This is a genomic window from Qipengyuania xiamenensis (assembly GCF_019711495.1).
Classification (GTDB): domain Bacteria; phylum Pseudomonadota; class Alphaproteobacteria; order Sphingomonadales; family Sphingomonadaceae; genus Qipengyuania; species Qipengyuania xiamenensis.
Genome location: NZ_JAIGNM010000001.1, coordinates 1,206,126 through 1,228,840 on the forward strand (window position 1 = coordinate 1,206,126; position 22,715 = coordinate 1,228,840).

Annotated in this window: 26 protein-coding genes, 1 tRNA gene and 1 pseudogene; 17 read left to right on the top strand and 11 right to left on the bottom strand. The window is 62.6% G+C overall.

Features of this window, described 5'->3' with window-relative positions:
* The first annotated feature begins 251 nt into the window (after window positions 1-251).
* From K3165_RS06120 to K3165_RS06130, 3 genes are read left to right on the top strand one after another with little or no spacing between them, the layout of a single operon-like run.
* Window positions 252-437 (top strand): NepR family anti-sigma factor, encoded by a 186-nt coding sequence (locus K3165_RS06120; protein ID WP_221547882.1) that lies wholly within the window; start codon window positions 252-254, stop codon window positions 435-437.
* Window positions 437-1,045: a sigma-70 family RNA polymerase sigma factor gene (locus K3165_RS06125; protein ID WP_221547883.1), complete on the top strand. Its 609-nt coding sequence runs from the start codon at window positions 437-439 to the stop codon at window positions 1,043-1,045. Before K3165_RS06120 ends, K3165_RS06125 begins: the two co-directional genes overlap by 1 nt.
* A 43-nt stretch (window positions 1,046-1,088) precedes the next feature.
* The gene (locus tag K3165_RS06130; RefSeq protein WP_221547884.1) at window positions 1,089-2,267 is read left to right on the top strand and encodes an AI-2E family transporter; all 1,179 of its coding nucleotides are present in this window, start codon (window positions 1,089-1,091) and stop codon (window positions 2,265-2,267) included.
* 57 nt (window positions 2,268-2,324) lie between these two features.
* On the opposite strand, the gene K3165_RS06135 is transcribed toward K3165_RS06130, so the two are convergent.
* Window positions 2,325-2,936, bottom strand: coding sequence for a superoxide dismutase (locus K3165_RS06135; RefSeq protein WP_221547885.1), 612 nt, complete (start codon window positions 2,934-2,936; stop codon window positions 2,325-2,327).
* Window positions 2,937-3,110: 174 nt separating this feature from the next.
* On the opposite strand from K3165_RS06135, the gene glmM reads away from it, so the two are divergent.
* From glmM to thiD, 3 genes are read left to right on the top strand one after another with little or no spacing between them, the layout of a single operon-like run.
* A complete protein-coding gene (glmM, locus tag K3165_RS06140) occupies window positions 3,111-4,448 on the top strand; it encodes a phosphoglucosamine mutase (protein ID WP_221547886.1) in 1,338 nt (445 codons plus the stop codon).
* On the top strand, window positions 4,448-4,672 hold the full coding sequence (locus K3165_RS06145) for a DUF1272 domain-containing protein (RefSeq protein WP_221547887.1): 225 nt from the start codon (window positions 4,448-4,450) through the stop codon (window positions 4,670-4,672). Before glmM ends, K3165_RS06145 begins: the two co-directional genes overlap by 1 nt.
* Window positions 4,669-5,490 carry a bifunctional hydroxymethylpyrimidine kinase/phosphomethylpyrimidine kinase gene (gene thiD / locus K3165_RS06150; protein ID WP_221547888.1) on the top strand — a complete coding sequence of 274 codons (822 nt, stop codon included), beginning with the start codon at window positions 4,669-4,671 and terminating at the stop codon, window positions 5,488-5,490. The genes K3165_RS06145 and thiD overlap by 4 nt, the downstream gene beginning before the upstream one ends.
* On the opposite strand, the gene K3165_RS06155 is transcribed toward thiD, so the two are convergent.
* Window positions 5,487-6,377 (bottom strand): LOG family protein, encoded by an 891-nt coding sequence (locus tag K3165_RS06155; RefSeq protein WP_221547889.1) that lies wholly within the window; start codon window positions 6,375-6,377, stop codon window positions 5,487-5,489. The genes thiD and K3165_RS06155 overlap by 4 nt on opposite strands.
* A gap of 53 nt (window positions 6,378-6,430) precedes the next feature.
* A tRNA-Trp gene (locus K3165_RS06160) sits at window positions 6,431-6,506 on the bottom strand.
* A 90-nt stretch (window positions 6,507-6,596) separates the two neighbouring features.
* Between K3165_RS06160 and aat the strand changes: the two genes are divergently transcribed.
* Window positions 6,597-7,280, top strand: a complete 684-nt coding sequence (aat, locus tag K3165_RS06165) for a leucyl/phenylalanyl-tRNA--protein transferase (RefSeq protein ID WP_221547890.1) — start codon at window positions 6,597-6,599, stop codon at window positions 7,278-7,280.
* Here the strand turns inward: aat and K3165_RS06170 are convergent.
* The 4 genes from K3165_RS06170 to K3165_RS06185 all read right to left on the bottom strand — a co-directional run bounded on the left by K3165_RS06170 (window position 7,229) and on the right by K3165_RS06185 (window position 9,248).
* Window positions 7,229-7,714: a DUF2155 domain-containing protein gene (locus K3165_RS06170; RefSeq protein ID WP_221547891.1), complete on the bottom strand. Its 486-nt coding sequence runs from the start codon at window positions 7,712-7,714 to the stop codon at window positions 7,229-7,231. The two genes, aat and K3165_RS06170, sit on opposite strands and share 52 nt — an antisense overlap.
* Window positions 7,715-7,716: 2 nt before the next feature.
* Window positions 7,717-8,112, bottom strand: a complete 396-nt coding sequence (locus K3165_RS06175; protein ID WP_221431983.1) for an NADH:ubiquinone oxidoreductase subunit NDUFA12 — start codon at window positions 8,110-8,112, stop codon at window positions 7,717-7,719.
* A 63-nt stretch (window positions 8,113-8,175) separates the two neighbouring features.
* Window positions 8,176-8,688 carry a DUF192 domain-containing protein gene (locus tag K3165_RS06180; RefSeq protein ID WP_221547892.1) on the bottom strand — a complete coding sequence of 171 codons (513 nt, stop codon included), beginning with the start codon at window positions 8,686-8,688 and terminating at the stop codon, window positions 8,176-8,178.
* Window positions 8,670-9,248, bottom strand: coding sequence for a regulatory protein RecX (locus K3165_RS06185; RefSeq protein ID WP_221547893.1), 579 nt, complete (start codon window positions 9,246-9,248; stop codon window positions 8,670-8,672). Before K3165_RS06185 ends, K3165_RS06180 begins: the two co-directional genes overlap by 19 nt.
* Window positions 9,249-9,379: 131 nt before the next feature.
* Between K3165_RS06185 and K3165_RS06190 the strand changes: the two genes are divergently transcribed.
* A complete protein-coding gene (locus tag K3165_RS06190; RefSeq protein WP_221547894.1) occupies window positions 9,380-11,119 on the top strand; it encodes a fatty acyl-AMP ligase in 1,740 nt (579 codons plus the stop codon).
* Here K3165_RS06190 and K3165_RS06195 read toward each other — a convergent pair.
* Complete coding sequence (locus K3165_RS06195; protein ID WP_221547895.1) at window positions 11,116-11,550, bottom strand: DUF4365 domain-containing protein; 435 nt, start codon at window positions 11,548-11,550, stop codon at window positions 11,116-11,118. The two genes, K3165_RS06190 and K3165_RS06195, sit on opposite strands and share 4 nt — an antisense overlap.
* Window positions 11,551-11,637: 87 nt before the next feature.
* On the opposite strand from K3165_RS06195, the gene K3165_RS06200 reads away from it, so the two are divergent.
* The 5 genes from K3165_RS06200 (at window position 11,638) to K3165_RS06220 (ending at window position 17,219) form a co-directional block, all read left to right on the top strand.
* On the top strand, window positions 11,638-12,888 hold the full coding sequence (locus K3165_RS06200) for a toxic anion resistance protein (RefSeq protein WP_247713897.1): 1,251 nt from the start codon (window positions 11,638-11,640) through the stop codon (window positions 12,886-12,888).
* Window position 12,889: 1 nt separating this feature from the next.
* Window positions 12,890-13,648, top strand: coding sequence for a hypothetical protein (locus K3165_RS06205; RefSeq protein WP_221547896.1), 759 nt, complete (start codon window positions 12,890-12,892; stop codon window positions 13,646-13,648).
* The gene (locus K3165_RS06210) at window positions 13,648-13,950 is read left to right on the top strand and encodes a polyhydroxyalkanoic acid system family protein (protein ID WP_221547897.1); all 303 of its coding nucleotides are present in this window, start codon (window positions 13,648-13,650) and stop codon (window positions 13,948-13,950) included. Before K3165_RS06205 ends, K3165_RS06210 begins: the two co-directional genes overlap by 1 nt.
* A 192-nt stretch (window positions 13,951-14,142) precedes the next feature.
* Window positions 14,143-14,661, top strand: a complete 519-nt coding sequence (locus K3165_RS06215; protein ID WP_221547898.1) for a biliverdin-producing heme oxygenase — start codon at window positions 14,143-14,145, stop codon at window positions 14,659-14,661.
* Entirely contained in the window at window positions 14,658-17,219 is a 2,562-nt protein-coding gene (locus K3165_RS06220; RefSeq protein ID WP_221547899.1) for an HWE histidine kinase domain-containing protein, read from the top strand. Before K3165_RS06215 ends, K3165_RS06220 begins: the two co-directional genes overlap by 4 nt.
* Here the strand turns inward: K3165_RS06220 and K3165_RS06225 are convergent.
* From K3165_RS06225 to K3165_RS06235, 3 genes are read right to left on the bottom strand one after another with little or no spacing between them, the layout of a single operon-like run.
* Window positions 17,209-18,018 carry a class I mannose-6-phosphate isomerase gene (locus K3165_RS06225; protein WP_221547900.1) on the bottom strand — a complete coding sequence of 270 codons (810 nt, stop codon included), beginning with the start codon at window positions 18,016-18,018 and terminating at the stop codon, window positions 17,209-17,211. The genes K3165_RS06220 and K3165_RS06225 overlap by 11 nt on opposite strands.
* Window positions 18,015-19,058: a mannose-1-phosphate guanylyltransferase gene (locus tag K3165_RS06230; RefSeq protein ID WP_345720550.1), complete on the bottom strand. Its 1,044-nt coding sequence runs from the start codon at window positions 19,056-19,058 to the stop codon at window positions 18,015-18,017. Before K3165_RS06230 ends, K3165_RS06225 begins: the two co-directional genes overlap by 4 nt.
* A 33-nt stretch (window positions 19,059-19,091) precedes the next feature.
* The gene (locus tag K3165_RS06235; RefSeq protein WP_221547901.1) at window positions 19,092-19,817 is read right to left on the bottom strand and encodes a TonB family protein; all 726 of its coding nucleotides are present in this window, start codon (window positions 19,815-19,817) and stop codon (window positions 19,092-19,094) included.
* On the opposite strand from K3165_RS06235, the gene K3165_RS06240 reads away from it, so the two are divergent.
* From K3165_RS06240 to K3165_RS06250, 4 genes and pseudogenes are all read left to right on the top strand, one after another.
* The gene (locus K3165_RS06240) at window positions 19,816-21,246 is read left to right on the top strand and encodes an MASE1 domain-containing protein (RefSeq protein WP_221547902.1); all 1,431 of its coding nucleotides are present in this window, start codon (window positions 19,816-19,818) and stop codon (window positions 21,244-21,246) included. The genes K3165_RS06235 and K3165_RS06240 overlap by 2 nt on opposite strands.
* A 24-nt stretch (window positions 21,247-21,270) precedes the next feature.
* A pseudogene (locus K3165_RS14095) lies at window positions 21,271-21,444 on the top strand (histidine kinase dimerization/phospho-acceptor domain-containing protein); the annotation flags it as partial.
* Window positions 21,445-22,017: a sensor histidine kinase gene (locus K3165_RS14100; protein ID WP_345720729.1), complete on the top strand. Its 573-nt coding sequence runs from the start codon at window positions 21,445-21,447 to the stop codon at window positions 22,015-22,017.
* A 5-nt stretch (window positions 22,018-22,022) separates the two neighbouring features.
* Window positions 22,023-22,676 (top strand): response regulator, encoded by a 654-nt coding sequence (locus tag K3165_RS06250; protein ID WP_247714013.1) that lies wholly within the window; start codon window positions 22,023-22,025, stop codon window positions 22,674-22,676.
* Window positions 22,677-22,715 lie beyond the last annotated feature (39 nt).

A 22,715-nucleotide genomic window follows, 5' to 3' on the forward strand; every position in this document is an offset into this window, starting at 1 on the left:
AGCCATCGCTTGCGCTTCCCCCTCGCCATAAGATCGTTCTCGACCAGCGTTTTAACTCACTAGAACTGCCTGTGTGCGCCTACTATCCGCAGGTGCGCAGATTGTTCCGCCACTGCCAAGTCTTTTGCATCGACAATGGAACGGAATGGCCCCGATTGCGTTCAGCGTGCACATGGGATCGAACACCGGGGGCTTGTCCGTGCATCGCGCGCGAGGCTTCCTCCGGAATGGCAAGGACGTTATCAAACGCGATGAACGCTGAGAAAACTTCAGAAAATCAGCCCGAGAAGGGCTCCGACGACGCGAAAATCGCGCGCCCCAAGGAGGCCCAGCCCGAATGGGCCAATGGGCTGCGCAAGCTGTATGATTCGGTGGTGGAAGAACCTCTGCCGGACACCTTCAAGGATCTTCTCTCGCAACTGGATGCCAAGGACTGATGGAGGCTACGGAACGGACGGCTTCCGAAAAGGCCGACTTCAAACGCGAACTCACCGAAGTGGTGCCGCACCTGCGCGCATTCGCCCGCGGCCTGTGCGGCCGTGCCGACATGGCCGACGATCTCGTGCAGGAAACCCTGCTCAAGGCATGGGCCGCGCAGGAACGGTTCCAGCCGGGCACCAGCATGCGCGCATGGACTTTCGTGATCCTGCGCAACGCCTATCTCACCGACATGCGCCGCAACCGCTTTCGCGGCGAATATGACGAGACCGTTGCCGAACGTGTGCTGACCGCACCTGCCGGACAGGAGGAACCGATCCACCTTTCGGACATGCACCGCGCGCTGTTGACGCTCCCTCCCGAGCGCCGGGAAGCCTTGCTGCTCGTCGGCGCAGGCGGGTTCTCCTACGAGGAAGCCGCGAATATCTGCGGCTGCGCAGTCGGCACCATCAAGAGCCGGGTGGGCCGTGCCCGTTCTGCTCTCAACACGATGTTGGCCGACGGCTCGATCCCGAAGCGCTCGATCGACGACGATACTGCCCACCGCGCCATTCTCGAGGAACTCGACGATGTGGCGGCCGGCCAGGGCGTAGCGGCGCGCAGTTGAGGGTTCTTGCCCTCGCCCTGACATCGCGGCAGACAAGGAAGCAATGAGCGACGGCGACCAGATCAGCGAAAGCACTGCCAGCGAACCGGCCCCACCGGTTCGCGGTCGGCGGCTCGCGTTTGCCGAACAGGAACTGCGCCTGATTTCGGCACTCGTCGTGCTGATCGGGTTGGGGCTGTTCTTTGCCCTGCCCTTCGTTCTCTCGATCGGTTCGGTCGTGTTCCTGCCGGTCGTCACGGCGATCATCCTAACCGTAATTCTCTCGCCGCTTGCCGACAGGCTCAATGGCTGGGGCATACCCAATCTCCTGGCATCGCTGACTGCGCTGCTGTTCTTCTTCGCCATCCTGTTGCTGGCGCTCGCGCTGATCCTGCAACCGGCCGTGACGCTGTTCGACGAATTGCCGACGATGGCGCAGAATGTGGCCGACCGGTTTGCCGAGCTGCGCAACCGCTTCGCGTGGATCGGGCAGATGAACGACCAGCTCGCCGACCTCATGAGCCGCGGCGAGGAGCGTGAAGTCGTCGTTGCGACGCCCAGTCTGCTAGAAGAACTCGCCTTCGCCACACCGAGCTTCGTGATCGAGACGATCCTCACACTGCTGATGGCATTCTTCATGATCGAGGCGCGCGTCCGCCTGCGCCAGCGCCTGCTGTTCGGGCGGACCAGTTTCGGAACAAGTATCAAGGCCGCGCGCGTTCTGCGCGAAGTGCAGGACCGAGTCGCGGCCTATATCCTGACCGTCGGCCTCATCAATTTGGGTGTGGGAGTGGTCGTCGCGCTGGGTGCCTGGGCGCTCGGCGTCGACGCGCCGATCATGTGGGGCGGCCTCGCCGCGATCCTGAACTTCCTGCCCTATATCGGCCCGACGCTGATGATCGCATTGCTGGCCCTGTTCGGCATCGCGACGACCGAGACGGTATTTATCGGCCTGATCCCGGCGGCGGCCTATCTGGGGCTCCATACGGTCGAGGCCAATGTCATCACGCCGTCGATCCTCGGTGCGCGCTTCACCATGAACCCGGTGATGATCCTGATCGCCCTGTCCTATTTCACTTGGATCTGGGGCATTTTCGGCGCGCTGTTGTCGGTGCCGATCCTGCTGATGCTGACGGCCCTGTTCGACCATGTCGGGCGGCCGAACCTCGTCGGCTTCATCTTCGGCGAGCCACTGTTCGCCAACAACGTCCTCGAGATGGGCCAGGACTCCTCGGATACGTAAAAGGCCCGCAGCGCAGGAGCGCGGCGGGCCTTCTTTATCTACCGATGTCGGCAGCTATCAGCTCGGATAGGTCCATGCCGTGCCGCGCACGAGGTTCTCGCTCGCGAAGCTCCAGTTGAGCTTGCCGTTGACCGCGTCGAGATAGGCAGGACGCGCGTTCTGGTGGTCGAGGTAATAGGCATGTTCCCAGAGGTCGATGACCAGCAGCGGGTTCACGCCTTCCTGATCGGCCAGCGTATCGCCGTCATGCGTTTCTTCGATCGTGAGTTTGCCGTCCTTGACCGCGAGCCAGACCCAGCCGCTAGCGAAGTGGCCGGCGCCGCGTTCGGCAAGCTTGCTCTTGAGATTGTCGATCGAGCCGAAGGCATCGTCGATCATGCTCTTGAGTTCGTCCGAAGCCGAAGTTTCTTCTGCAGCCATCGAGTGCCAGTAGAAACCGTGGTTCCAGCTCTGGGCCGAGTTGTTGAACAGGCCCTGGTTGCTGCCACGTGCCGAAGCGATCACTTCTTCGAGGCTCTTGCCGGCAAGATCGGTGCCTTCGATCGCGGCATTGGTCTTGTCGATATACGCCTTGTGATGCTTGCCGTGATGGAAGCTCAGCGTCTTTGCGGACACGGCAGGTTCCAGCGCAGTGTCGTCGTAAGGAAGGTCGATCAGCTCAAAAGCCATGCGAATTGTCCCCTCTTGGGTTGGTGTGAATATAATTCCGTTGCGACCCTAACGCACCAGAGCGCGCGAAGTTGCACTAGGCTGCGGCGAAAGGAACGGAAAGGGGGGTAAGCAGTCTTTTCTTCGAGGCTTTTCCGCGTCAGAAGGGCGCCGCAGACAGACAAGGGGATCCGGATGTCGCGCAAGTTTTTCGGCACCGACGGTATTCGCGGGCGCACCAATGAAGGCGTGATGACCGCCGCCACAGCGATGAGGGTCGGCCAGGCGGCAGGCACGCATTTCCTTCGCGGAGGTCATCGCCACCGCGTCGTGATCGGCAAGGACACGCGCCTGTCGGGCTACATGATGGAAAGCGCGCTGGTGGCGGGTTTCACCAGCGTGGGCATGGACGTCATCATGACCGGGCCGCTGCCCACGCCCGCGATCGCGCTGCTGACGCACGAGATGCGCGCCGATCTCGGCGTGATGATTTCCGCCAGCCACAATCCTTTCGAGGACAACGGCATCAAGCTGTTCGGCCCTGATGGTTACAAGCTGTCGGACGAGGCCGAGGCGGCAATCGAACTCTTGCTCGAACAGGAGCCGCTGCTGGTAGAGCCGCACCGGATCGGCCGTGCCCGCCGGATCGACGATGCCGCCGGTCGCTACATCCATGCCGTAAAGCAGTCGGTCGCCAATGATATCCGCTTCGATGGCCTCAAGGTCGTGGTCGATTGCGCCAACGGCGCGGCCTACCAGGTCGCCCCCAGCGCGATCTGGGAACTGGGGGCGGAAGTCATCTCCATGGGCGTTTCGCCCAATGGCACGAATATCAACGACGGGGTCGGCTCGACCGCGCTCGATGCGATCAAGGCCCGCGTGGTCGAGGAAGGCGCCGATATCGGTATCGCACTCGACGGCGATGCCGACCGGCTGATCGTCATCGACGAGAAGGGCGAGGCGGTCGACGGCGACCAGATCATGGCGCTGATCGCTACCCGCCTGCACGCGCGCGGCGATCTCAAGGGCGGCGGGGTGGTCGCCACGGTGATGAGCAACCTCGGCCTCGAGCGTTATCTCGACAGCATCGGCCTCACGCTGGAGCGGACAAAAGTGGGCGACCGCTATGTCCTCGAGCGCATGAAGGAAGGCGGTTTCAACGTCGGCGGCGAGCAGTCGGGCCACATGATCCTGACCGATTTCGGGACCACGGGAGACGGCACCGTTGCGGCACTGCGCATCCTTGCCAGCGTCGTGCGGTCCGGAAAGAAGGCGAGCGAACTGCTCCATGTCTTCGATCCCGTCCCGCAACTACTCAAGAACGTGCGTTACCCGGGCGGCAAGCCGCTCGAGAATGAAACGGTCAAATCCGTGATCGCCGAGGCGGAAAAGGAACTCGAAGGCTGCGGCCGTCTCGTGATCCGGCCATCGGGCACCGAGCCGGTCATCCGCGTCATGGCGGAAGGCGACGATGCCGCGCAGGTCGAGGCGGTGGTCGACCGCATTTGCGATGCCGTGAGGGAGGCTGTCTGATGCTCGAAATGCGTCCCGATTGCGAACGCTGCGGCACGGACCTTCCCGCTGAAGCGCCCGGCGCCTTCATCTGCAGTTTCGAATGCACCTTCTGCGCCGATTGCAGTGACGCGCTCGACGACCTCTGCCCCAATTGCGGCGGTGAGCTGATGGATCGCCCCACCCGCCCCGCCAAGTTGCAGGATAAATTCCCGCCGAGCACGGAGCGCAAGTTCAAGGGATGAGCGAGTTCACCTCCCCTCCCCGCATCCTGTCGATTGCCGGATCCGACAGTTCGGGCGGCGCCGGTATCCAGGCCGATATCAAGACTATCGCCATGCTCGGTGGCTATGCCATGACCGCGATCACCGCTGTCACGGCGCAGAATACGCGCGGGGTACAGCAAGTGGGCGCGATGCATCCCGACCTCGTGATGGAGCAGGTCGCCAGCTGCATCGGCGACATCGGTGTCGATGCGATCAAGATCGGCATGCTCGGATCGCCCGAAATCGCGATGCGCCTTGCCGAGCGGCTCGACACCTTCGCCGGGCCGATCGTCTTCGACCCCGTGATGGTCGCAACCAGCGGATCGGTCCTTGCCGACGATGCCACTATCGCCGGCTTCGACGCACTGATGAAGATCGCGACCGTGGTCACGCCCAACCTCCCCGAGCTCGCCATCCTTACCGGTCGCGAGGAAATCGACAGCGAGGAAGTGTTCGAGGCCGCACTCGAACTGGCGCGCAAATACGACACCACAGTACTCGCCAAGGGCGGGCATGGCGAAGGCGACCAGGTGATCGACTATGTCGTATCTGCCAGCGGCAAGCTTGCCAGCTTCGGCCATTCACGGATCGACACGCGCCATACGCATGGCACGGGCTGCACGCTATCCGCCGCGCTCGCCACGCTGCTCGCCATGCGCCAGCCGCTGACCCATGCAGTGCGGATCGCACGCGCCTTTACCTACGCGGCGATAGAACAGGCGCCCGGTTTCGGTGAGGGGAGCGGACCGCTCGGGCACCATGCGGTGCGTAAGCTGTCCACTCCCGACGAGGGCTAACAGCCCAGATCGTAGAAATCGCAGAGATAGGCCCAGGCTTCTTCCGCGGTTTCACACCAGCGGAACAGGTCTAGGTCCTTCTTCGAGATCGTGCCTTCCTCGGCAATCGCTTCGAAATCGACGACGCGGGTCCAGAAATCCTTGCCGAACAGCAGGATCGGGATCGGCTTCATCTTGCCGGTCTGGATCAGCGTGAGCAGTTCGAACAGTTCGTCGAACGTGCCGAAGCCGCCCGGGAACACGGCCACCGCACGCGCGCGCAGCAGGAAGTGCATCTTGCGCAGCGCAAAGTAGTGGAAGTTGAGCGAGAGGTAAGGCGTCACATACTGGTTGGGCGCCTGTTCGTGGGGAAGGATGATGTTGAGGCCGATCGATTCCCCGCCCGCCTCGCTGGCGCCGCGGTTTGCCGCCTCCATGATCGAGGGGCCGCCACCCGAGCACACGACGAACTGGCGCTTGCCGTCCTCGATGATCGATTTCTCGGTCGCCATTTTGCCCAGCTTGCGGGCCTCGTCGTAATACTTGCTCTTCGCGACCAGGTTCTCGACGACCTTGCGGTCGTATTCCGGCAGGTCCTTCGCGCCTTCCAGCGCGGCTTCGGCCGCCTCGGGCGGGGGAATTCGGGCGCTGCCGTACATGACCAGCGTCGAGCCGACACCGGCTTCGTCGAGGACCATCTCGGGCTTCAGCAATTCGAGCTGGAAGCGAACCGGGCGCAGTTCCTCGCGCAGGAGGAAGTCCTTGTCCTGAAATGCCAGCTTGTATGAGGGGTGTTCGGTCTGCGGTGTGTGAGTTTCGAGGCCCTTCTTTTCGAACTGGGCCTCTTTATGTGCAGGGTAGAACTTGCGGTCCTGAATGCCGCGCTTGCGTTTTTCTTCTTCTGTCATGGGTCAGCGCGATAAAGCGCGCAGACGCGGGCGACAAGCAGAATGGAAGAAAATGGCAGGGGTGACAGGATTCGAACCCGTGGCCCTCGGTTTTGGAGACCGATGCTCTACCAGCTGAGCTACACCCCTGCAGCTGGAAGCGCGCGCATTAGTAGAGGTGCGCGCACTTGGCAAGACACGTATCGCACGCTCGCACAAACTGTTAGGTTCGCTCACGCCATGCATGCCCCCGTTCCCGACCTGATTCCGGCAGAATTGCTGCTGCGTGCCTATCGCAGCGGCATTTTCCCCATGGCCGACCACAGGAACGACCGCGAGGTCTACTGGGTCGAACCGCGCGAGCGTGCGATCATTCCTCTCGACACTTTCCGCATGTCGAAGAGCCTGAAGAAGGTCATCCGGCAGGATCGCTACCGCGTGACCTGCGACAGGGATTTTCCCGCCGTCATCTCCGCTTGCGCCGAGCCGCGCGAAGAACACGCCGAAAGCTGGATCAGCCACCAGATCGAGGCGAGCTACATCGCGCTTCAGGAACAGGGCTATGCCCATTCCATCGAGGTCTGGGAGGATGGCAGGCTGGTCGGCGGCCTCTACGGTGTCGCCTTCGACCGGGTTTTCTGCGGCGAAAGCATGTTTTCCCGCGCCGACAACGCCAGCAAGGTCGCCCTTGCCTGGCTGGTCGCGGCAATGCGGGCGTCCGGCTACGTCCTGCTAGACTGCCAGTTCATGACCGACCACCTCGCCTCGCTGGGTGCGGTCGCCATGCCGCAATCGCAATATCTGGGGCTGCTGCACTCGGCCCGCGGCGTTCCTTCAGGGCGAATACCGCAAGCGATCGCCGCAGCGAATGCTCACTCTTCGCCCGGGAATTCCATCGCGCAGGCCTTGACCCACACGTCATAGATCGGGTGTTCGACCACGTTGATGGATGGCTTGTTCTTGTACAGCCAGCCGGAAAAGACCTTGCGGAAATCGCTGTCACTGCCGCGTTCGAGCACGAGCAACTGGACGAAGGCGCCCTCGTCCTTGTCATATTCCCAGGGCGCGGTGCGTTCGCAGGCGCTCACGCGGACGATGACATCGCCCACGCGCTGCTGTTCGCCCGGCTTGAGTTCGAGATCCTGGCTGAGGTTGTTGCGCTTGTTGAGCAGGCCGATGGTGGCGGTACGCTCTTCCATCGGCGTGCCGATCCCGGCTTCCTCGGCCACGATCGCAGGCGGTTCGACGCCTTGCAGTTCTTCGGGAATTTCGGTTTCGACAGGCGCCGGCGCCGTCGGATCGTCCGAACAGGCGGCCAGCAAGGCTACGCCGGCCAGCAATGCGCCCGCGCGCAGCATCCTCAGGCGTCCGGCGACCAGGCTTCGTAGTCGCCTACGGCGCGGGCGCGTTTGCCGCCCTTTTCCAGCGCACCCTGCGGACGATAGGCAGCGGCCGTACCGGTGGCATTGGGCGTGAAGTCGGCTTCCCAGATTCGCGGAGGCGGCAAATTGCTTTCCGGGACATCGTCGAACGAGCCGTGCAGCCAGCCGTGCCATTCGCTCGGTACGTTGCTGGCATCGTTGCTGCCGGAATAGATCACCCAGCGGCGTTCGCGCTGGCCCTTCTTGGGCTTGGACCGGAAATATTCATTGCCCTGCGCGTCGCTTCCGACCTTTTCGCCGTTGCGCCAGCTCCACAGGAGCGTTCCGATGGTGGCACCATTCCACCAGGTGAAGATCTTGCCGAGGAAACTCATGGCCGCGCGCCTAGCTGATTCGCGCCCGCAGGCCAAGCATCTAGCGAGGGTTCCAGCACGCTTTTACCACTCCACGAGGTCGCCGGGCTCGATGCCCAGTTCTTCCGCCCTGCCGCCGCGCAGTTCGAGCACGCCGCTGGTCGAGCCGACCGAATAGACCGATTCGAGCGAATAGGGTTCGGTCATGGCGGCGATATTGAGGATGCGGCCGTCCGTGCCGATAAAGATGATGTCGAGCGGGATCGGCGTATTCTTCATCCAGAAGCTGCGTGCTGTCGGCTGGTCGCTCGGGAAGATCATCGCTTCCCAGTCGCCAAGCTCGGTGCGGAACATCAGGCCCTGCGCCTGCGCTTCGCGGCTGGCCGCCAGTTCGGCGCGGAATTCATGGACATCGTCGCCGCTGGTCACGGTGACCGGAATGATCTCGAGGCCCGAGACGGGATGTACGCTGGTTTCAGCCTGGGTCTCTGCGCTGGCCGGAGTGGCCTCGGCCGTAGGTTGCGGCGAACATGCGGCCAGCGCCGTCGCCCCGAGTGCGATGGCAATGCCCCGCAATTTCAATCCTGTGCGTCCCATGCCCAATTCTCCAGATCCTCGATCGATGGCGCCTCGCTGACGCGGCGCGCGTGCTCGAATGAATGGCCCGCGCGGATCATTGCGGCAAGCTGCTTTTCGCGTCGCTTGTGCGCTTCCTCCACCGGTTCGTCGTCCTTGGAAGCAGCAAAGGGGCCGAACCGCCGCCGCTTGGCGAGCGCGACGATCGCCTGGCGCGCCTCGGCTTCTTCCGGAGCGGTATCGCTGCGCAGCTGTTCTTCGATGCCGGCCGCGCGCAGGGTCTGCTCGACCCGCCGCGCGCCATAGCCGCGCGAGAGCAGTCCGTTGGCCTTCGATCGGGCATAGGCCTCGTCGTCGACATAGCCTTTTTCGGCAAATCGCTCGACCAGCGCCTCGATATCGGGCTGCCCGTCATCCTCCCAGCCACGCTCGCGCAGTTTGCGCTGGAGATAGCTGCGCAACTTGCCCGTAGAGGTCGCGAAACGCGCCACGTAATGCAGCGCGAGATCGTTCAGCCGCGTGCGATCAAGCGGTTTGGGAGGGCGGCGAGTGCGACGAGATGTTGCGGAAGCTTCAACCATCGGCCATATTCTTGCCACACTCCTTATCGATTGGGAAACGTCAAGTGACGGGCCGCTATAGGGAGAGCGGCATAATACTACATTAGGGTCGCCGTAAGGCACTGATTTTCAAAAGGTATCATAACATAGCCATGAACGACGCCGTTTTGACGCCGACGCCGAACGACTGCAACCTGCCGCGACGCAGGAGCGACTTCGCGACCTTCAACGATGCCATCGACTACGCTGCCCGCAGCGAAAAGGGGCTCAACTTCCACGATCCGCGCGGAAATCTTTCACGTGTCTATCCCTTCGCCGAGATGCGCAGCGACGCGCACGAACTCGCCTACAAGCTGATCGCTTCGGGCATCGGCAAGAACGAGCGCGTGGCACTGGTCGCAGAAACCAGCCCCGAGTTCGCCGCCATGTTCTGCGCCTGCATCTATGCCGGTGCATGGCCCGTCCCGCTGCCGCTTCCCACGACCTTCGGCGGCAAGGAAAGCTACATCGACCAGCTTTCGGTCCAGCTTCAGAGCAGCGACCCGCGAATCCTGCTCTATCCTGCGGACATTGCCGAAATGGCCAAGGCCGCTGCCGACAAGCAGGGCTGCGAAGGCGAGACCTGGGACGAATTCGCCAGCCGCGAAGGCCCGCAGTGCGAGCTTCCCGAAGCGAAACCCGACGACATCAGCTACCTGCAGTATTCCTCGGGTTCGACCCGCTTCCCGACCGGCGTCGCGGTCACGCATGAGGCGCTGCTCCACAATCTGCGCGGCCACGCCCAGTCGATGGATATCGGCACGAACGACCGCGTCGTCAGCTGGCTGCCGTGGTACCATGACATGGGCCTTGTCGGCTGCTTCCTGTCGCTGATCGCCAACCAGGTTTCGGTCGACCTGCTGCGCACCGAACATTTCGCGCGCCGCCCCCTGGCGTGGCTCGACCTGATCAGCCGCAACAAGGGCACCACGCTCAGCTATTCGCCGACCTTCGGCTACGATATCTGCGCGCGCCGCATTTCCAGCCAGAGCCACGTGGCCGACCGCTTCGACCTTTCGCGCTGGCGCACCGCGGGCAATGGCGCTGACATGATCCGCCCCGACGTGATGCAGAATTTCGTGAACGCTTTTGCCGATGCCGGCTTCAAGGCCAATGCCTTCACCCCGAGCTACGGCCTTGCCGAGGCGACGCTGGCGGTCACCGTCATGCCGCCGGGCGAAGGTATCCGCGTCGAGCTGGTCGAGGAAGAGCGCCTTTCCGGCCGTCCGCGCGACCTGTCGAAGCCCGCGCGCTATCGCGCCATCGTCAATTGCGGGAAGGCGATTCCCGGCATGGATGTCGAAATCCGCGACGAGAAGGGCAATGCCAAGGGCGACCACCAGATCGGCAAGGTCTGGTGCCGCGGCAAGAGCGTGATGCACTCCTACTTCCGCAACGAGGAAGCGACCAACGACTGTCTCGTCGATGGCTGGCTCGACACCGGAGACATGGGCTATCTCGCCGATGGCTACCTGTTCATCGTCGGCCGTGCCAAGGACATGATCATCATCAACGGCAAGAACCTGTGGCCGCAGGATATCGAGTGGGCCGTCGAACAGCTCCCGGGCTTCAACCACGGCGACATCGCCGCCTTCTCGATCGACACCGACAATGGCGAGGAAGCGCCCGCCGTGCTCGTCCACTGCCGCGTGTCCGAGCATGACGAGCGCATCAAGCTGCGCGACCAGATCGCCGACAAGGTTCGCGGCGTGACCGGCATGAACTGCGTTGTCGAACTCGTCCCGCCGCGCACGCTCCCGCGCACCAGTTCGGGCAAGCTCAGCCGCGCCAAGGCCAAGCGCCTGTACCTCGCCGGCGAAATCCAGCCGATCGAGCTGGAGTTGGCGGCCTAGTCGCTAAGTTTTATCTCATAGGGTTCAAGAAACTCCCGAGCCTCTTTTGAAGGCTTGCGTACGCTCCATTTGCCTTCTGCGAAGCCTGCGGCATGCCCGTGCCTCTCTTCCATATATTCAAACAAGGTGTCGTGCGGGATAAGGAACCACGCTCTGCTCGCTCCCTCGTTCCACGGAGAGCACGGGAACAACATCCAGATTCCACGTCCCGAGTATTTGCCTCGTTCGACATGTAAACGTCCCTTGAGTTGAACTGCGACGAGATCACCACTGGGTCTGCTCAGGACGAGATCTTCGCCTCCATCATCCGCCTCGGGACGATAGACCTTGTAGCCTTCTCTAATAAGAATGGCTGATACTTCCGCTCGGTTGGCGGCCTCGATCAAATTCGAAGAAAGCTTTGGCTTGTTCATAGCTTTTGAAAATTCCATGATAGCCTCTCGAAAGCCACCCTTGAAACCCGTGTTATACATAACTAATACAGGACTAAGGTTCTCACGGAGGTCTGCTGAAATATCATGAGTGACGAAACGCCCAAGGCCGCAACCGCGCCCGCACCTGCCAAGGCTGCCCCGACGACGACTGCGGCACCGCCCGAATTCGACCTGACGCCGCCCGATCCGGTACCGGCCGTCGCGCCCGAAAAGGCCGCGGGCCTCGTCCCCGTTTCGGAAGAAGTGAAGAGCAAGCTCGAGACCAAGGTCGACGGCTTCGTCGAGGACCTGCTCGCGCAGGACGCCAACTCGCCCGAATTCGGCAAGAAGGTCGACCAGCTGACCAACATGGGCCGCAAGGAAATTCTCGCGGCGGCGGGCATGTCGAACCGCTTCCTCGACCGTCCGGTCCGCGCGATGGACAAGGACGAAGGCGTCGGCGCAAACCTCTCGGAACTGCGCCGCGTGGTGGAAGACCTCGACCCGGGCAAACGCGGCAAGCTTTCAGGCACGCGCAAGTTCCTCGGCATCATTCCCTTTGGCAACAAGCTGACGAACTACTTCCGCAGCTACCAGAGCGCGCAGACGCACATCCAGTCGATCCTCTCCAACCTCGCCAGCGGCAAGGACGAGCTGATCATGGACAATGCCGCGATCGACGTGGAACGCCAGAAGCTGTGGGAAGCGATGGGCAATCTGGAGCAGATGATCCACATCTCGAACACGCTCGATGCCAAGCTGGAAGAGAAGGCCGCCGAACTCGACGCGACCGACCCTGCCAAGGCCAAGGCAGTGCGCGAGACCGCGCTGTTCTACGTTCGCCAGCGCACCCAGGACCTCCTCACGCAGATGGCGGTCAGCGTGCAGGGCTATCTCGCGCTCGACCTCGTCAAGAAGAACAATGTCGAGCTGGTGAAGGGCGTCGACCGCGCCAGCACCACCACCGTCGGTGCGCTGCGTACCGCTGTGACCGTGGCCGAAGCGATGACCAACCAGCGTCTCGTGCTGGGCCAGATCACTGCCCTCAACGACACGACCGCCGGCATCATAGACAGCACCTCCACCATGCTGCGCGACCAGACCGGCAAGATCCACGAACAGGCGGCGGCCAGCACCATCCCGCTGGAAACGCTGCAGCGTGCATTCCAGAACATCTACGACACGATGGACGAGGTCGACCAGTTCAAGCTGCGTGCACTCGACAGCATGAAGCAGACGGTCACCGTGCTTTCGGACGAGGTCGAGAAGTCCAAGGGCTATATCGCGCGTGCCGAGGGCCAGTCGCAGGCGCAGGCGTCGGTCCAGGATTCGGCCCTGCTGAGCATCGAAGGCTGATATGGGCGACCTGACCCGCGACAGCGACCGCATCATCGAGAACGCACGGATCGTGCGCGATGACAATCGCACCGGTGGACGCCACCGGCGCGAAGTGTCGATCGGCGCCGGTTCGGCCAAGATCAAGAAGGACATCTGGGTCAAGCGCATCCGCAATATCGCGATCGCGCTGTTCGGGATCTGGGTTGCAACCGGTGTCGCCGGCCTGATCCTGGACGGGATCGGCTTTGCGGGCGTCATGGCACTCGTGGTTGCAAGCGTTATCGCCATCGCGGTGCTGGGCAATTACCCCAAGCTCAAGACGCCCCGGCGCGAGAACCTGAACAAGGGCAACGTCAAGGACATGGTCGGTCGCACGGAACTCTGGCTGGAAAGCCAGGCGCCGGCCCTTCCCCCGCCAGCTGCGAGGATCGTCAGCGACATGGGCGTGCAGCTCGATGCGCTGGGCCTCCAGCTCGAAGGCGTGGACCAGAACCACCCCAAGGCGCGCGAAGTCCGCAGCCTCGTGGGCGAACAGCTGCCCGAGATGATCGACAGCTATCGCAAGATACCCGCGCACCTTCGCACCGAGCAGCGTGCGGGCGCCACGCCGGACGAACAGCTGACCGACAGCCTCGGCAAGATCAGCGGCGAAATCGACTCGATCACGCGCCAGCTGGCCGAAGGCTCGCTCGACGATCTGGCGATCAAGCACCGCTATCTCGATTACAAGTTCGGTGAAGGCGCTGCGACCGCACCGGAACTGGAGAACAAGAACTGATGCGCGTCCCGCTCCCCCATGACCTCGGCAAGGAAGAGGTCCGCCGCCGCCTTCAGGCACGCAGTCACGAAATCGGCGACGCCATCCCCGGCGGCATGGCCGACGTCGAGACCAGCTGGCCGAACGAGGACTGCATGGCGCTCGACATCAAGGCGATGGGCAATGTGACCCGTGCGCAGGTCCTGATCGAGGAAACGCAGGTGATTTTTGAGGTCAACCTGCCTCCGGCCCTGTCCTTCGTGGAGCCGATCGTGGCCAGTGCGATCCGCAAGAAGGGTCAGAAGCTTCTCGAAGCGAAATAAGCCCTATTTGGGTAGGAAATTTTTTCGATATTCATGCCGGAACCTTCCGCGATCTCAATCGCTTCTGCCTGAAGCAGGTTTGTCGGTTTGGCATGCGCATGGCTCCCCGGGTCGCGGTGAGCCGGGCACCCTTCCCTCGCAATCCCTGTTGGTTATCGGGACGGGGGTTCCAGCTTGAGACAGAATTTGAGAATGGCAACGCGTGCAGCCCATGACCGGCTGGACCGTATTGCCGCTACAATGCCGTTATCCTCGACAGGCGATTATGCCTTATTTCTTGGCGCGCAGTTCGCCGCGCGTGCGGCGATGGAAGAGACTTTCGCTGTGAATCCGCCCAGCCAAGTCGGCGAACCCCCGCGGCAGACGCAGCTGATTTTGTCCGATCTTAAAGAGCTCGGCTACGCGCCGCCTCCGCCCGCTGCGCCTCTCCACCTGGACGGCTCAGCGCAGGCACTTGGTGCGGCGTGGGTTGTCGCCGGCTCCTCGCTCGGGAACCGAGCCATGCTGGCGCAGCGTAACAAGGCCGGACTGTCTGGCGCGGACCGGTTTCTCTCCGATCCCGCCATGCCCGCCTTTTTCAGGACCCTGCTTGAAGTCCTCGAAACCCCCGACACTCGGGCTTCGGTCGAAGCCGCAATACAAGGTGCCCAAGCAGCATTCGCCCTGTTCGAATGCGCTTTCGCCGCACGGCAGCTAGAGACCGCAGCATGAACGCCGAAGAGAACAAGGTCGATCTGACGAATTGCGACCGCGAGCCGATCCACGTCCTCGGCCAGATCCAGCCTTTCGGGGCCTTGATAAGCATCAATGCGGACTGGTTCGTCAGCCAGCGCTCTGCCAACCTCGAAGAGATGCTCGGGCTCTCCGATGAAGTCGAGACAGGCGCCCGGCTGTCCGACATCCTTTCCGCCTCCGCTTTTCAAAGGCTGCGCAGCGCCGTCTCCGCCATTGGCCGGGGCGATCAGGTCGAGCGCCTGTTTGGTATCGACATGCTTGGCGACGGCAGGCTTTTCGATTGCGCGCTCCACTGCTCAGGTCGATACACGATCATCGAGATAGAGCCGCACGCCGAAGGCGACATAAACCGGCAGATGGCGATCCTGCGGCCGGTCATGGGCCGGTTGGAGAAATTGTCGGACGTCGACGCTTTGGTCGCGGATGCAGCGCGCCAGTTACGTGCCGTGCTCGATATCGACCGGGTCATGGTCTATCGCTTCCGTGACGACCTGTCGGGCGAAGTGATCGCCGAAGCCAAGCGCCACGATCTCGAGGGATTCCTCGGGCTGCGCTATCCGAAGAGCGACATTCCCGCTCAGGCGCGTGAGCTCTACAAGCGCAACCGGTTTCGCATCATCAGCGATGTCGAGAGCGATCCCGTTCCCATCACACCCCGACAGACACTCGAAGGCGAAGACCTCGATCTTTCGATGAGCACCCTTCGCGCGGTCTCGCCGATCCACATCGAGTATCTCAAGAACATGGGGGTCGGCGCCTCGCTGTCGATTTCCATCGTGATCGGCGGCGAGTTGTGGGGCCTGTTCGCCTGCCACCACTATTCGCCCAAGATCCTGCCCTATTCGCAGCGGACGACTGCCGAGCTGTTCTCTGAAACATTCTCGCTCATGCTGGAGCGAACCCTGTTCCGCGAGAGCGAACGGCTGAGGGAAAGGGGCCGCGAAGTGCATAACCAGCTCATGCGCGACATCGCGGCCGGTACGCCTCTTCACGATTGCCTGCCCACGCTCGATCCGGTCATCCAGGACGTGATCCCTCATGATGGTGCGAGCGTGTTCGTGGACGACATCTACGTCGCGCGCGGATCGGCTCCCAACGAGGAAGAATTCCGCGCCATCGTCGGCCAGCTTAACGGGGCCGCGACAAGCAGCGTTTTCATAACCGACCAGATATCAAGCCGCATCCCGAAGGCGGAACGGTTCGCAGATCGCGCGACCGGCGCACTCGTCATTCCCGTGTCACGCATGCCGCGCGATTACCTCGTGCTTTGGCGCAAGGGACTGGGCCAGACCGTAATGTGGGCAGGCAATCCGGAAAAGCCGGTCGAGCATGGCCCCAATGGCGCGCGCCTTACGCCGCGCAAGAGCTTCGAGGCATGGCAGGAAACCGTCGAGGGACGCAGCGAGCCCTGGACCTCGGGCGAACGGCAGGTTGCAGAGGGGCTGCGGGTTACGCTGCTCGAGATTATCCTGCGCCTGACCGACGAAGCCGTGAAGGAAAGGGCCAAGGCGCAAGCGAAGCAGGAACTGCTAATCGCGGAACTCAACCACCGCGTCCGCAACATCCTCAACCTCATTCGCGGACTGATCAGCCAGTCGCGCAGCGAGGCCACCTCCATCGAGGAATTTTCCGAGATCGTCGGTGGCCGGATCGCCTCGCTGGCTTCCGCGCATGACAATATCACCAAGGGCAACTGGTCGTCGGCGCCGTTGAGGGGCCTGATCGAGACCGAAGCGCAGGCCTATATTTCCGGCAAGCTCGACCGTGTCGAGATCGAAGGTCCGGAAGTGCTCATCGTGCCCGAGGCCTATACAGTGCTTGCGCTCGTCATCCACGAGATGATCACCAACTCTGCCAAATACGGATCGCTGAGCGACAGCTCGGGCACGCTCGAGGTCACGATCAAGCAGACAGGTGATGGATTCCTCCAGATCGGCTGGAAGGAACGCGGAGGCCCTCCGGTCAAGCCGCCCAAGCGCCGGGGCTTCGGCTCGACCATCATCGATCGCTCGATCCCCTTCGAACTGGGCGGCGAAACCAGCATCGATTACAAACTCGAAGGGGTGGAGGCGACCTTCACCGTGCCCGAACGGTTTGTATCCTGGGAATCTGCGGGCAATCCGGCCCCGAGCAAAAAGCCTGTTGAAGAGAAAAAGGCGGCTTCCGCAGACCGCGCCGATGTGCATGTGCATGCCCCCGAAACCGTCATGCTCGTCGAAGACAGCATGATCATCGCGCTCGATACGGAAGATTGCCTGAAGGAGCTGGGCGTTTCGACGGTCATCATGGAAAGCACCGTCGCCGGCGCTCTTCGCGCGCTTGAAAGCGATCGTCCGGACCTTGCCATCCTCGACTACAATCTCGGCAAGGAAAGCAGCGAGAAGGTGGCCGAGGAACTGGCACGGCAGAACATCCCGTTCTGGCTGGCGACCGGCTATGGCGAGATGAAGGACCGGCTCGATGAAATCGGAGCGCAGGGCCTGCTGGTCAAACCCTATGGCAAAGCCGACCTCGTAAAGATCCTCAAGGAGTGATCGGAAGTCCGGCGACGAGGCAGCGCGGGCAATCCGACAAGTCGACCTGATCCAGGTTGTTCGCTTGGGCGGAGCTGCCCGAGGCGATTTTCAGTGACCCGATCGAGCAATGCCCCTCGAGCGGGATGACCTGCACGGCGCCTTCGAATTTTTCGCGTACGCCCGCAATCTCGCCGCCCGCGATCTCCGCGACGCTGAACAAGGGGCCTTCGACCAGCATTTGCGTGCATGACGGGTCGATGGTGCGGCGCAGATGCGCAGGGTGTTCGCCGCCGATCGCGCTCTTCACCGCATCCTCCAGATGCAACGGCCGGTCGCGCCCGTAGTCATAGAGGCGATAGGTAATATCCGTGCTCTGCTGCACTTCGACCAGAGTCAGCCCCGGCCCCATGGCATGCACCGTTCCGGCAGGCACGTAGAGAAAATCGTTCGCGGCAACGTTGCGCCATGCAAGCAGGTGCTCGATCGATCCGTCCTGTGCCGCCTCGCGTATTTCCTCTGGGGCGATATCGCGGCGGAACCCCGTCGCCAGCTGCGCGCCGGGAGCAGCATTGAGGATCAGCCAGCATTCGTCCTTCCCGCGACCGGTCGGGCTCAGGTCGCACCGCGGGTGCACCTGCACCGAGAGCTTGGCGCTGGTGAACAGGTATTTGGTGAGGATGCTGTCGAGCGGAGCGTCCGGCTGGAACCAGATCTCGCCGACAGCTTCCTCGCAATCGCCGACGAGCGCGGGCGAGAGGTCGTCGCGACCCCACGGCTTGACCAGCAGCCTCGGCTCAATTGCACTGTTCGAATTCACTCAGACTTGTCCGTCGCCAGATTCTTTACCGCCTGCGCCGCGTCACGCGACAGGACAAGCACGTCCTCGCCATCGACGACAACGATGACATTGTCGAGACCGACCACCGAAATTCGTCGATCCATACCGACCGTCATGACGCCGTCCGCATCGATCGTCCGCGTACCGTCGGCGAGCAGGTCCAGTCCGGCTGCCTCCCGGGCATTCATCAGCGAGTTCCAGTCGCCGATATCGGACCAGCCGATGTCGGCCGACACTATGGCAGCGTGGGCCGTATTTTCCATGAGGGCATAGTCCACGCTCTCGCCATTGATCCGGGTGAATGCCGAGCTTTCGGGATGGAACTGCGCCCCGTCCTCACTGCCGTTCTCGACCGCTTGCCTTGCTGCTTTCGCCATTTCGGGACGGTGCCGGGCCAGCTCGTCCATGAAGGTGCCTGCACGGAAAACGAACATACCGCTGTTCCAGGCGAACCTACCGCTTTCGAGATAGGCCTGCGCGGTGGCTTCATCGGGCTTTTCGACGAAGCGCGCTACCTTGTGCCCTTCGCCAAGAGACTCGCCCTTCTCGATATAGCCATAGCCTGTCTCGGGGCGATCGGGTTCGATCCCGAAGCAAACCAGCTTGCCGTCCCTCGCGAGGCCTTGCGCCTTGGCTACGGCCTCGAGGAATGCCTGTCTGTCGGCAATATGATGATCGCTCGGACACACCAGCAGGATAGTGTCGGGCTCGACCCTTGCTGCGGCAAGTGCAATCGCCGGCGCAGTGTTGCGCGCTGCCGGTTCGACGATCAGGGAATAGTCCCCAGCCTGCTGCTCAACCAGCGGCACGTGCTTTTCGCCGGCAACAATCAGCGGTTCCGCAAAGAGACCGCCTTCATTCAGGCGGTCGAGCGTCTGCTGGAACAGCGTCCGCTCATCCAGCAGAGGCAGGAACGGCTTGGGCCTGTCCGCACGGCTGAGCGGCCACAGGCGCGTACCGCTGCCTCCGCACAGGACGACGGGCTGGATCACTTGCACTTCCTCACTGCGACCGGTCACTTGCCTCCTGCATAGAGGCGGGTCGCGCGCTTGTCAGTTGAAGAAACGCTGCCGGTAATAGAACGGGGCCGAAACGGGATTGCCCTGCGCATCGCGGGCTGGCTCGAAGCGGATCTGCTCGTAGGACAGCTGGCAGACCACCGCATCGGTCTCGGGGAAGGGGCTTGCACGGTAGATCGAGCAGGAGGTCACCCTGCCCTCCGGCGAGACCACCAGCCTGACGATGACCGACTTACCGATGCGCGCCTGCCTGCCGCCCGGCGGGATCGGAAAGGCCCTGCTGTCGGTAATCGAGCGGATGAGCACGGGCTCGGTCGCAGCGACACCGCCCTGCCCGCTTCCGCCCCTGCCCGATCCGGTGCCCACGCCGCTTCCTTCGGCACCGGTTCCTTCACCCGACTGTGTCGCACCCGAAGTCGTGGCGCTGCCGGTCGATGCGGCGCGCGGTACGGGCTGGTCTTCCTTGACCTGACGCCTGGGAGTCGGGGCAGTCACCGGCTGCGGGACGGCTTCCTGCCCCGGATCACCTTGCGCACCCTCGTCCGGTTCGGGCTCGGTAACCGGGGTCTCTTCCTCGGGTGTCGTTACCGTCACCGTGAATGCCGACACGACCGTGCGTTCGACATCGGCGACCGCCGTGGGCGCCAGCATACGTGCGAGTACGTAGAGGATTCCCAAGTGAATCAGCAGTATAAGCACGATAAGCCACGGATTGAGACGCTTCTTCGTCGCGCTGAAATTGGTCGCAGGTTCGGCCATGGAGATCAAACGGCGCAACCCGCCGGGACGTTCCGTCGCTTCGACCGGCAAGCTCGAAAAGGCAGGAGAAACGCTCATGGCCTCAGGCGCCGTCATTATCGACCATGCGGACACGAGGGGGCTGGATGCGCGCCGGTCTACTGCCGCCCGGCTGGGGTATCCCGCAGCCGCATTCCTCGCCTTCGCCGCCCTCGCCTATCTCAGCATCGATCTCACCCGCGGCGAAGGCCGGATCGCGGTCGTGTGGTTGCCGAACGCGCTTGCCGTCGCGTTCCTGCTACGACCTACCGCCCCGCACGAACCGGCACTGTTCGCAGCCATGTTTGTCGGAAATGTGCTGGCAAATACGGCTGTCGGCGACAGCCTCGTGACTGCGGCCTCGCTGGCTTTGGCAAACTCGGCTGAAATCTGGTTGGCGGTGATCCTCGTCAGGCGGTGGTGCGGCAATCGGCCGGACATGTCGAATACGCACGACCTGGCGCGGTTCATGATCTGTGCGGGCCTGGTAGCGCCTATCGCATCTGCCGCTATCGCCTCGCTGACCCTCGTGGGTGCAGCGGGGTTGGCCATTGCACCGATCCTTCGCTGGGCAATGTCCGACGCGCTCTCGATGCTGATACTCGCACCCAGCGCGCTGGTCCTGCACGATGCGATAGCCAACATCCGCAAGCCGACCCCGCCCGAAATCTCCGATTGGCTGCTGCTGACGGTCGGCGGCACGACCCTCACATTCGCGGTTTTCTATCAGACCGAATTTCCCCTGTTATTCTTGATCCCCCCGGTCGTGGTCGCCCATGCCTTCAGGCTGGGCGCGCTTGGCACCGCTTTTTCGGTCATCAAAGTCGCATCGATCGCTTTGATCCTGACCCAGCTTGGCAGGGGGCCGATCAACCTTGTTCCGGCGTCACTCGACGTCCAGATATTGGTGCTGGAAGGGTTTCTCGCTTCGTGCATGATCGTCGGCCTGCCGGTAGCCGCAGTGCTCGCCACTCGTGACCGGATTCTGGGCGAATTGGCAGCGGGCAAGAAGCAATTGGCACTGCTGGCGGACAACATCACCGATGCGATCCTGCGATACGATATCGACGGGCGCTGTACCTATGCCTCGCCCTCTGTTCGCAATGTCCTCGGGCTGCCGCCCTCACGCTTCCTGGGCCGATCGAGCAGCGAGCGCGTTCATCCCGATGCGCAGGCTGCGGTTTCGGACGTCGAAGAAGCATTGCTGACAGGCAAGAAGGACAAGGAGCGCTTCACCTATCGCCGATATCTCGATGGCGCTGACGGCAGCCCCGTCTTTATCGAGGCCGATTGCGCAGTCGCTTTCAATCCGGAGACCGGCGAGCGCGAGGGAATTATCGTCTCCGCGCGCGATGTCACCAATCGTATCGAGCTGGAACGCAAGCTCAAGCGCGCAACGGCGCATGCGTAGAATGCGGCTCGGGCAAAGTCCCAGTTCCTCGCGAACATGAGTCACGAGATCCGCACACCCATGAACGGCGTGCTGGGTTTTGCCGATCTGCTGAGCCGGATGGAACTCGATCCCGAAGCGGCGCGCTATGCCGACCTGATCGTGCGTTCCGGTCGCTCGATGATGATGTTGCTCAACGACATTCTGGACATCTCGAAAATCGAGTCCGGCCAGCTTGTCGTCGCCCACGAGAGTTTCGACCTGCCACAGCTTATCGGTGACTGCGAACGGCTTCACAAGAGCAGCGCCGAGGCCAAGGGGATTCGTCTCACCGCGGTCTGCCTGCCCGATGTGCCGCGCTCCATACGCAGCGATCCGCTGCGATTGCGACAGATCGTCCTCAACCTGCTCGGTAACGCGGTGAAGTTCACCGAGCGCGGCGAAGTAGCCTTGAAGGTCGATTACGAACCCGGCGAACTGGTCTTGACTGTCGAGGACAGCGGCATCGGGATCGCGCCGAAGCGGCTGAAGAATATCTTCGATCCCTTCGTACAGGAGGAGGCCAGTACCACGCGGCGCTATGGCGGCACCGGGCTCGGCCTCAGCATATCGCGCCAGTTGGCCGAACTGCTCGGCGGATCGCTCGATGCGAATTCCACTCCCGGTGTCGGATCGCGCTTCACCTTGCGCCTGCCCTTCGAAACGGCCGAAATCGAGCAGGAGGTCAAGGATGACCATTCCCGTCGCCTCCAAATTCGGGGCGAATCCTGCTGGCGGAAGATCACGATGTGAACCGGATGCTGGTCACTGCCATGCTGGAACAGCTCGGCCAGCGGGTCGAAACCGCCCATGATGGCAACAAGGCGGTCGAGGCCGTAATCGCGGCAAGGGACAGTGACGAACCTTACGACCTGGTGCTGATAGATATCCAGATGCCCGAATGCGATGGCTATACTGCAGCGCGTCGCATCCGGCGCGCAGGGGTCGACCCGAACAGTCTTCCGATCGTGGCCCTTACTGCCAACGCCTTTCCCGAAGACATCGCCGCCGCCCTCGAAGCCGGAATGCAGGCCCATCTGGCCAAGCCGCTGGTATTCGAAGAACTGGCACAAGCGCTGGCCCGCTGGATGCCCGTGCACATTGTCGATGAGGATGCCTTGGCTTCCGCCCCGCGCACGCAGCTCACACCTTCCAATGCGATGGAACAGCGCTGGAACGAGCGGAAAGGCGAGGCGATGCAGGCGGTGGGCTCCGCCCTGCGCGATGATGCGCTGCAAGGCGCCCATATCGAGGACCTCGCCCGGACCGTACACAAACTGGCCGGAAGCGCCGGCATGTTCGGCGAGGTTGAACTGGGAGAGAAAGCGGCAGCGCTCGAACGCGCGCTGCGGGCAAGCGTGGAAACCGGCGTGCGCCGCAAGCTTGCCCAGGAATTGCTCGAACTAGCCTGAGCGTTAGAAAGCCCACGGCACAAACGAAAAGGGCGACCA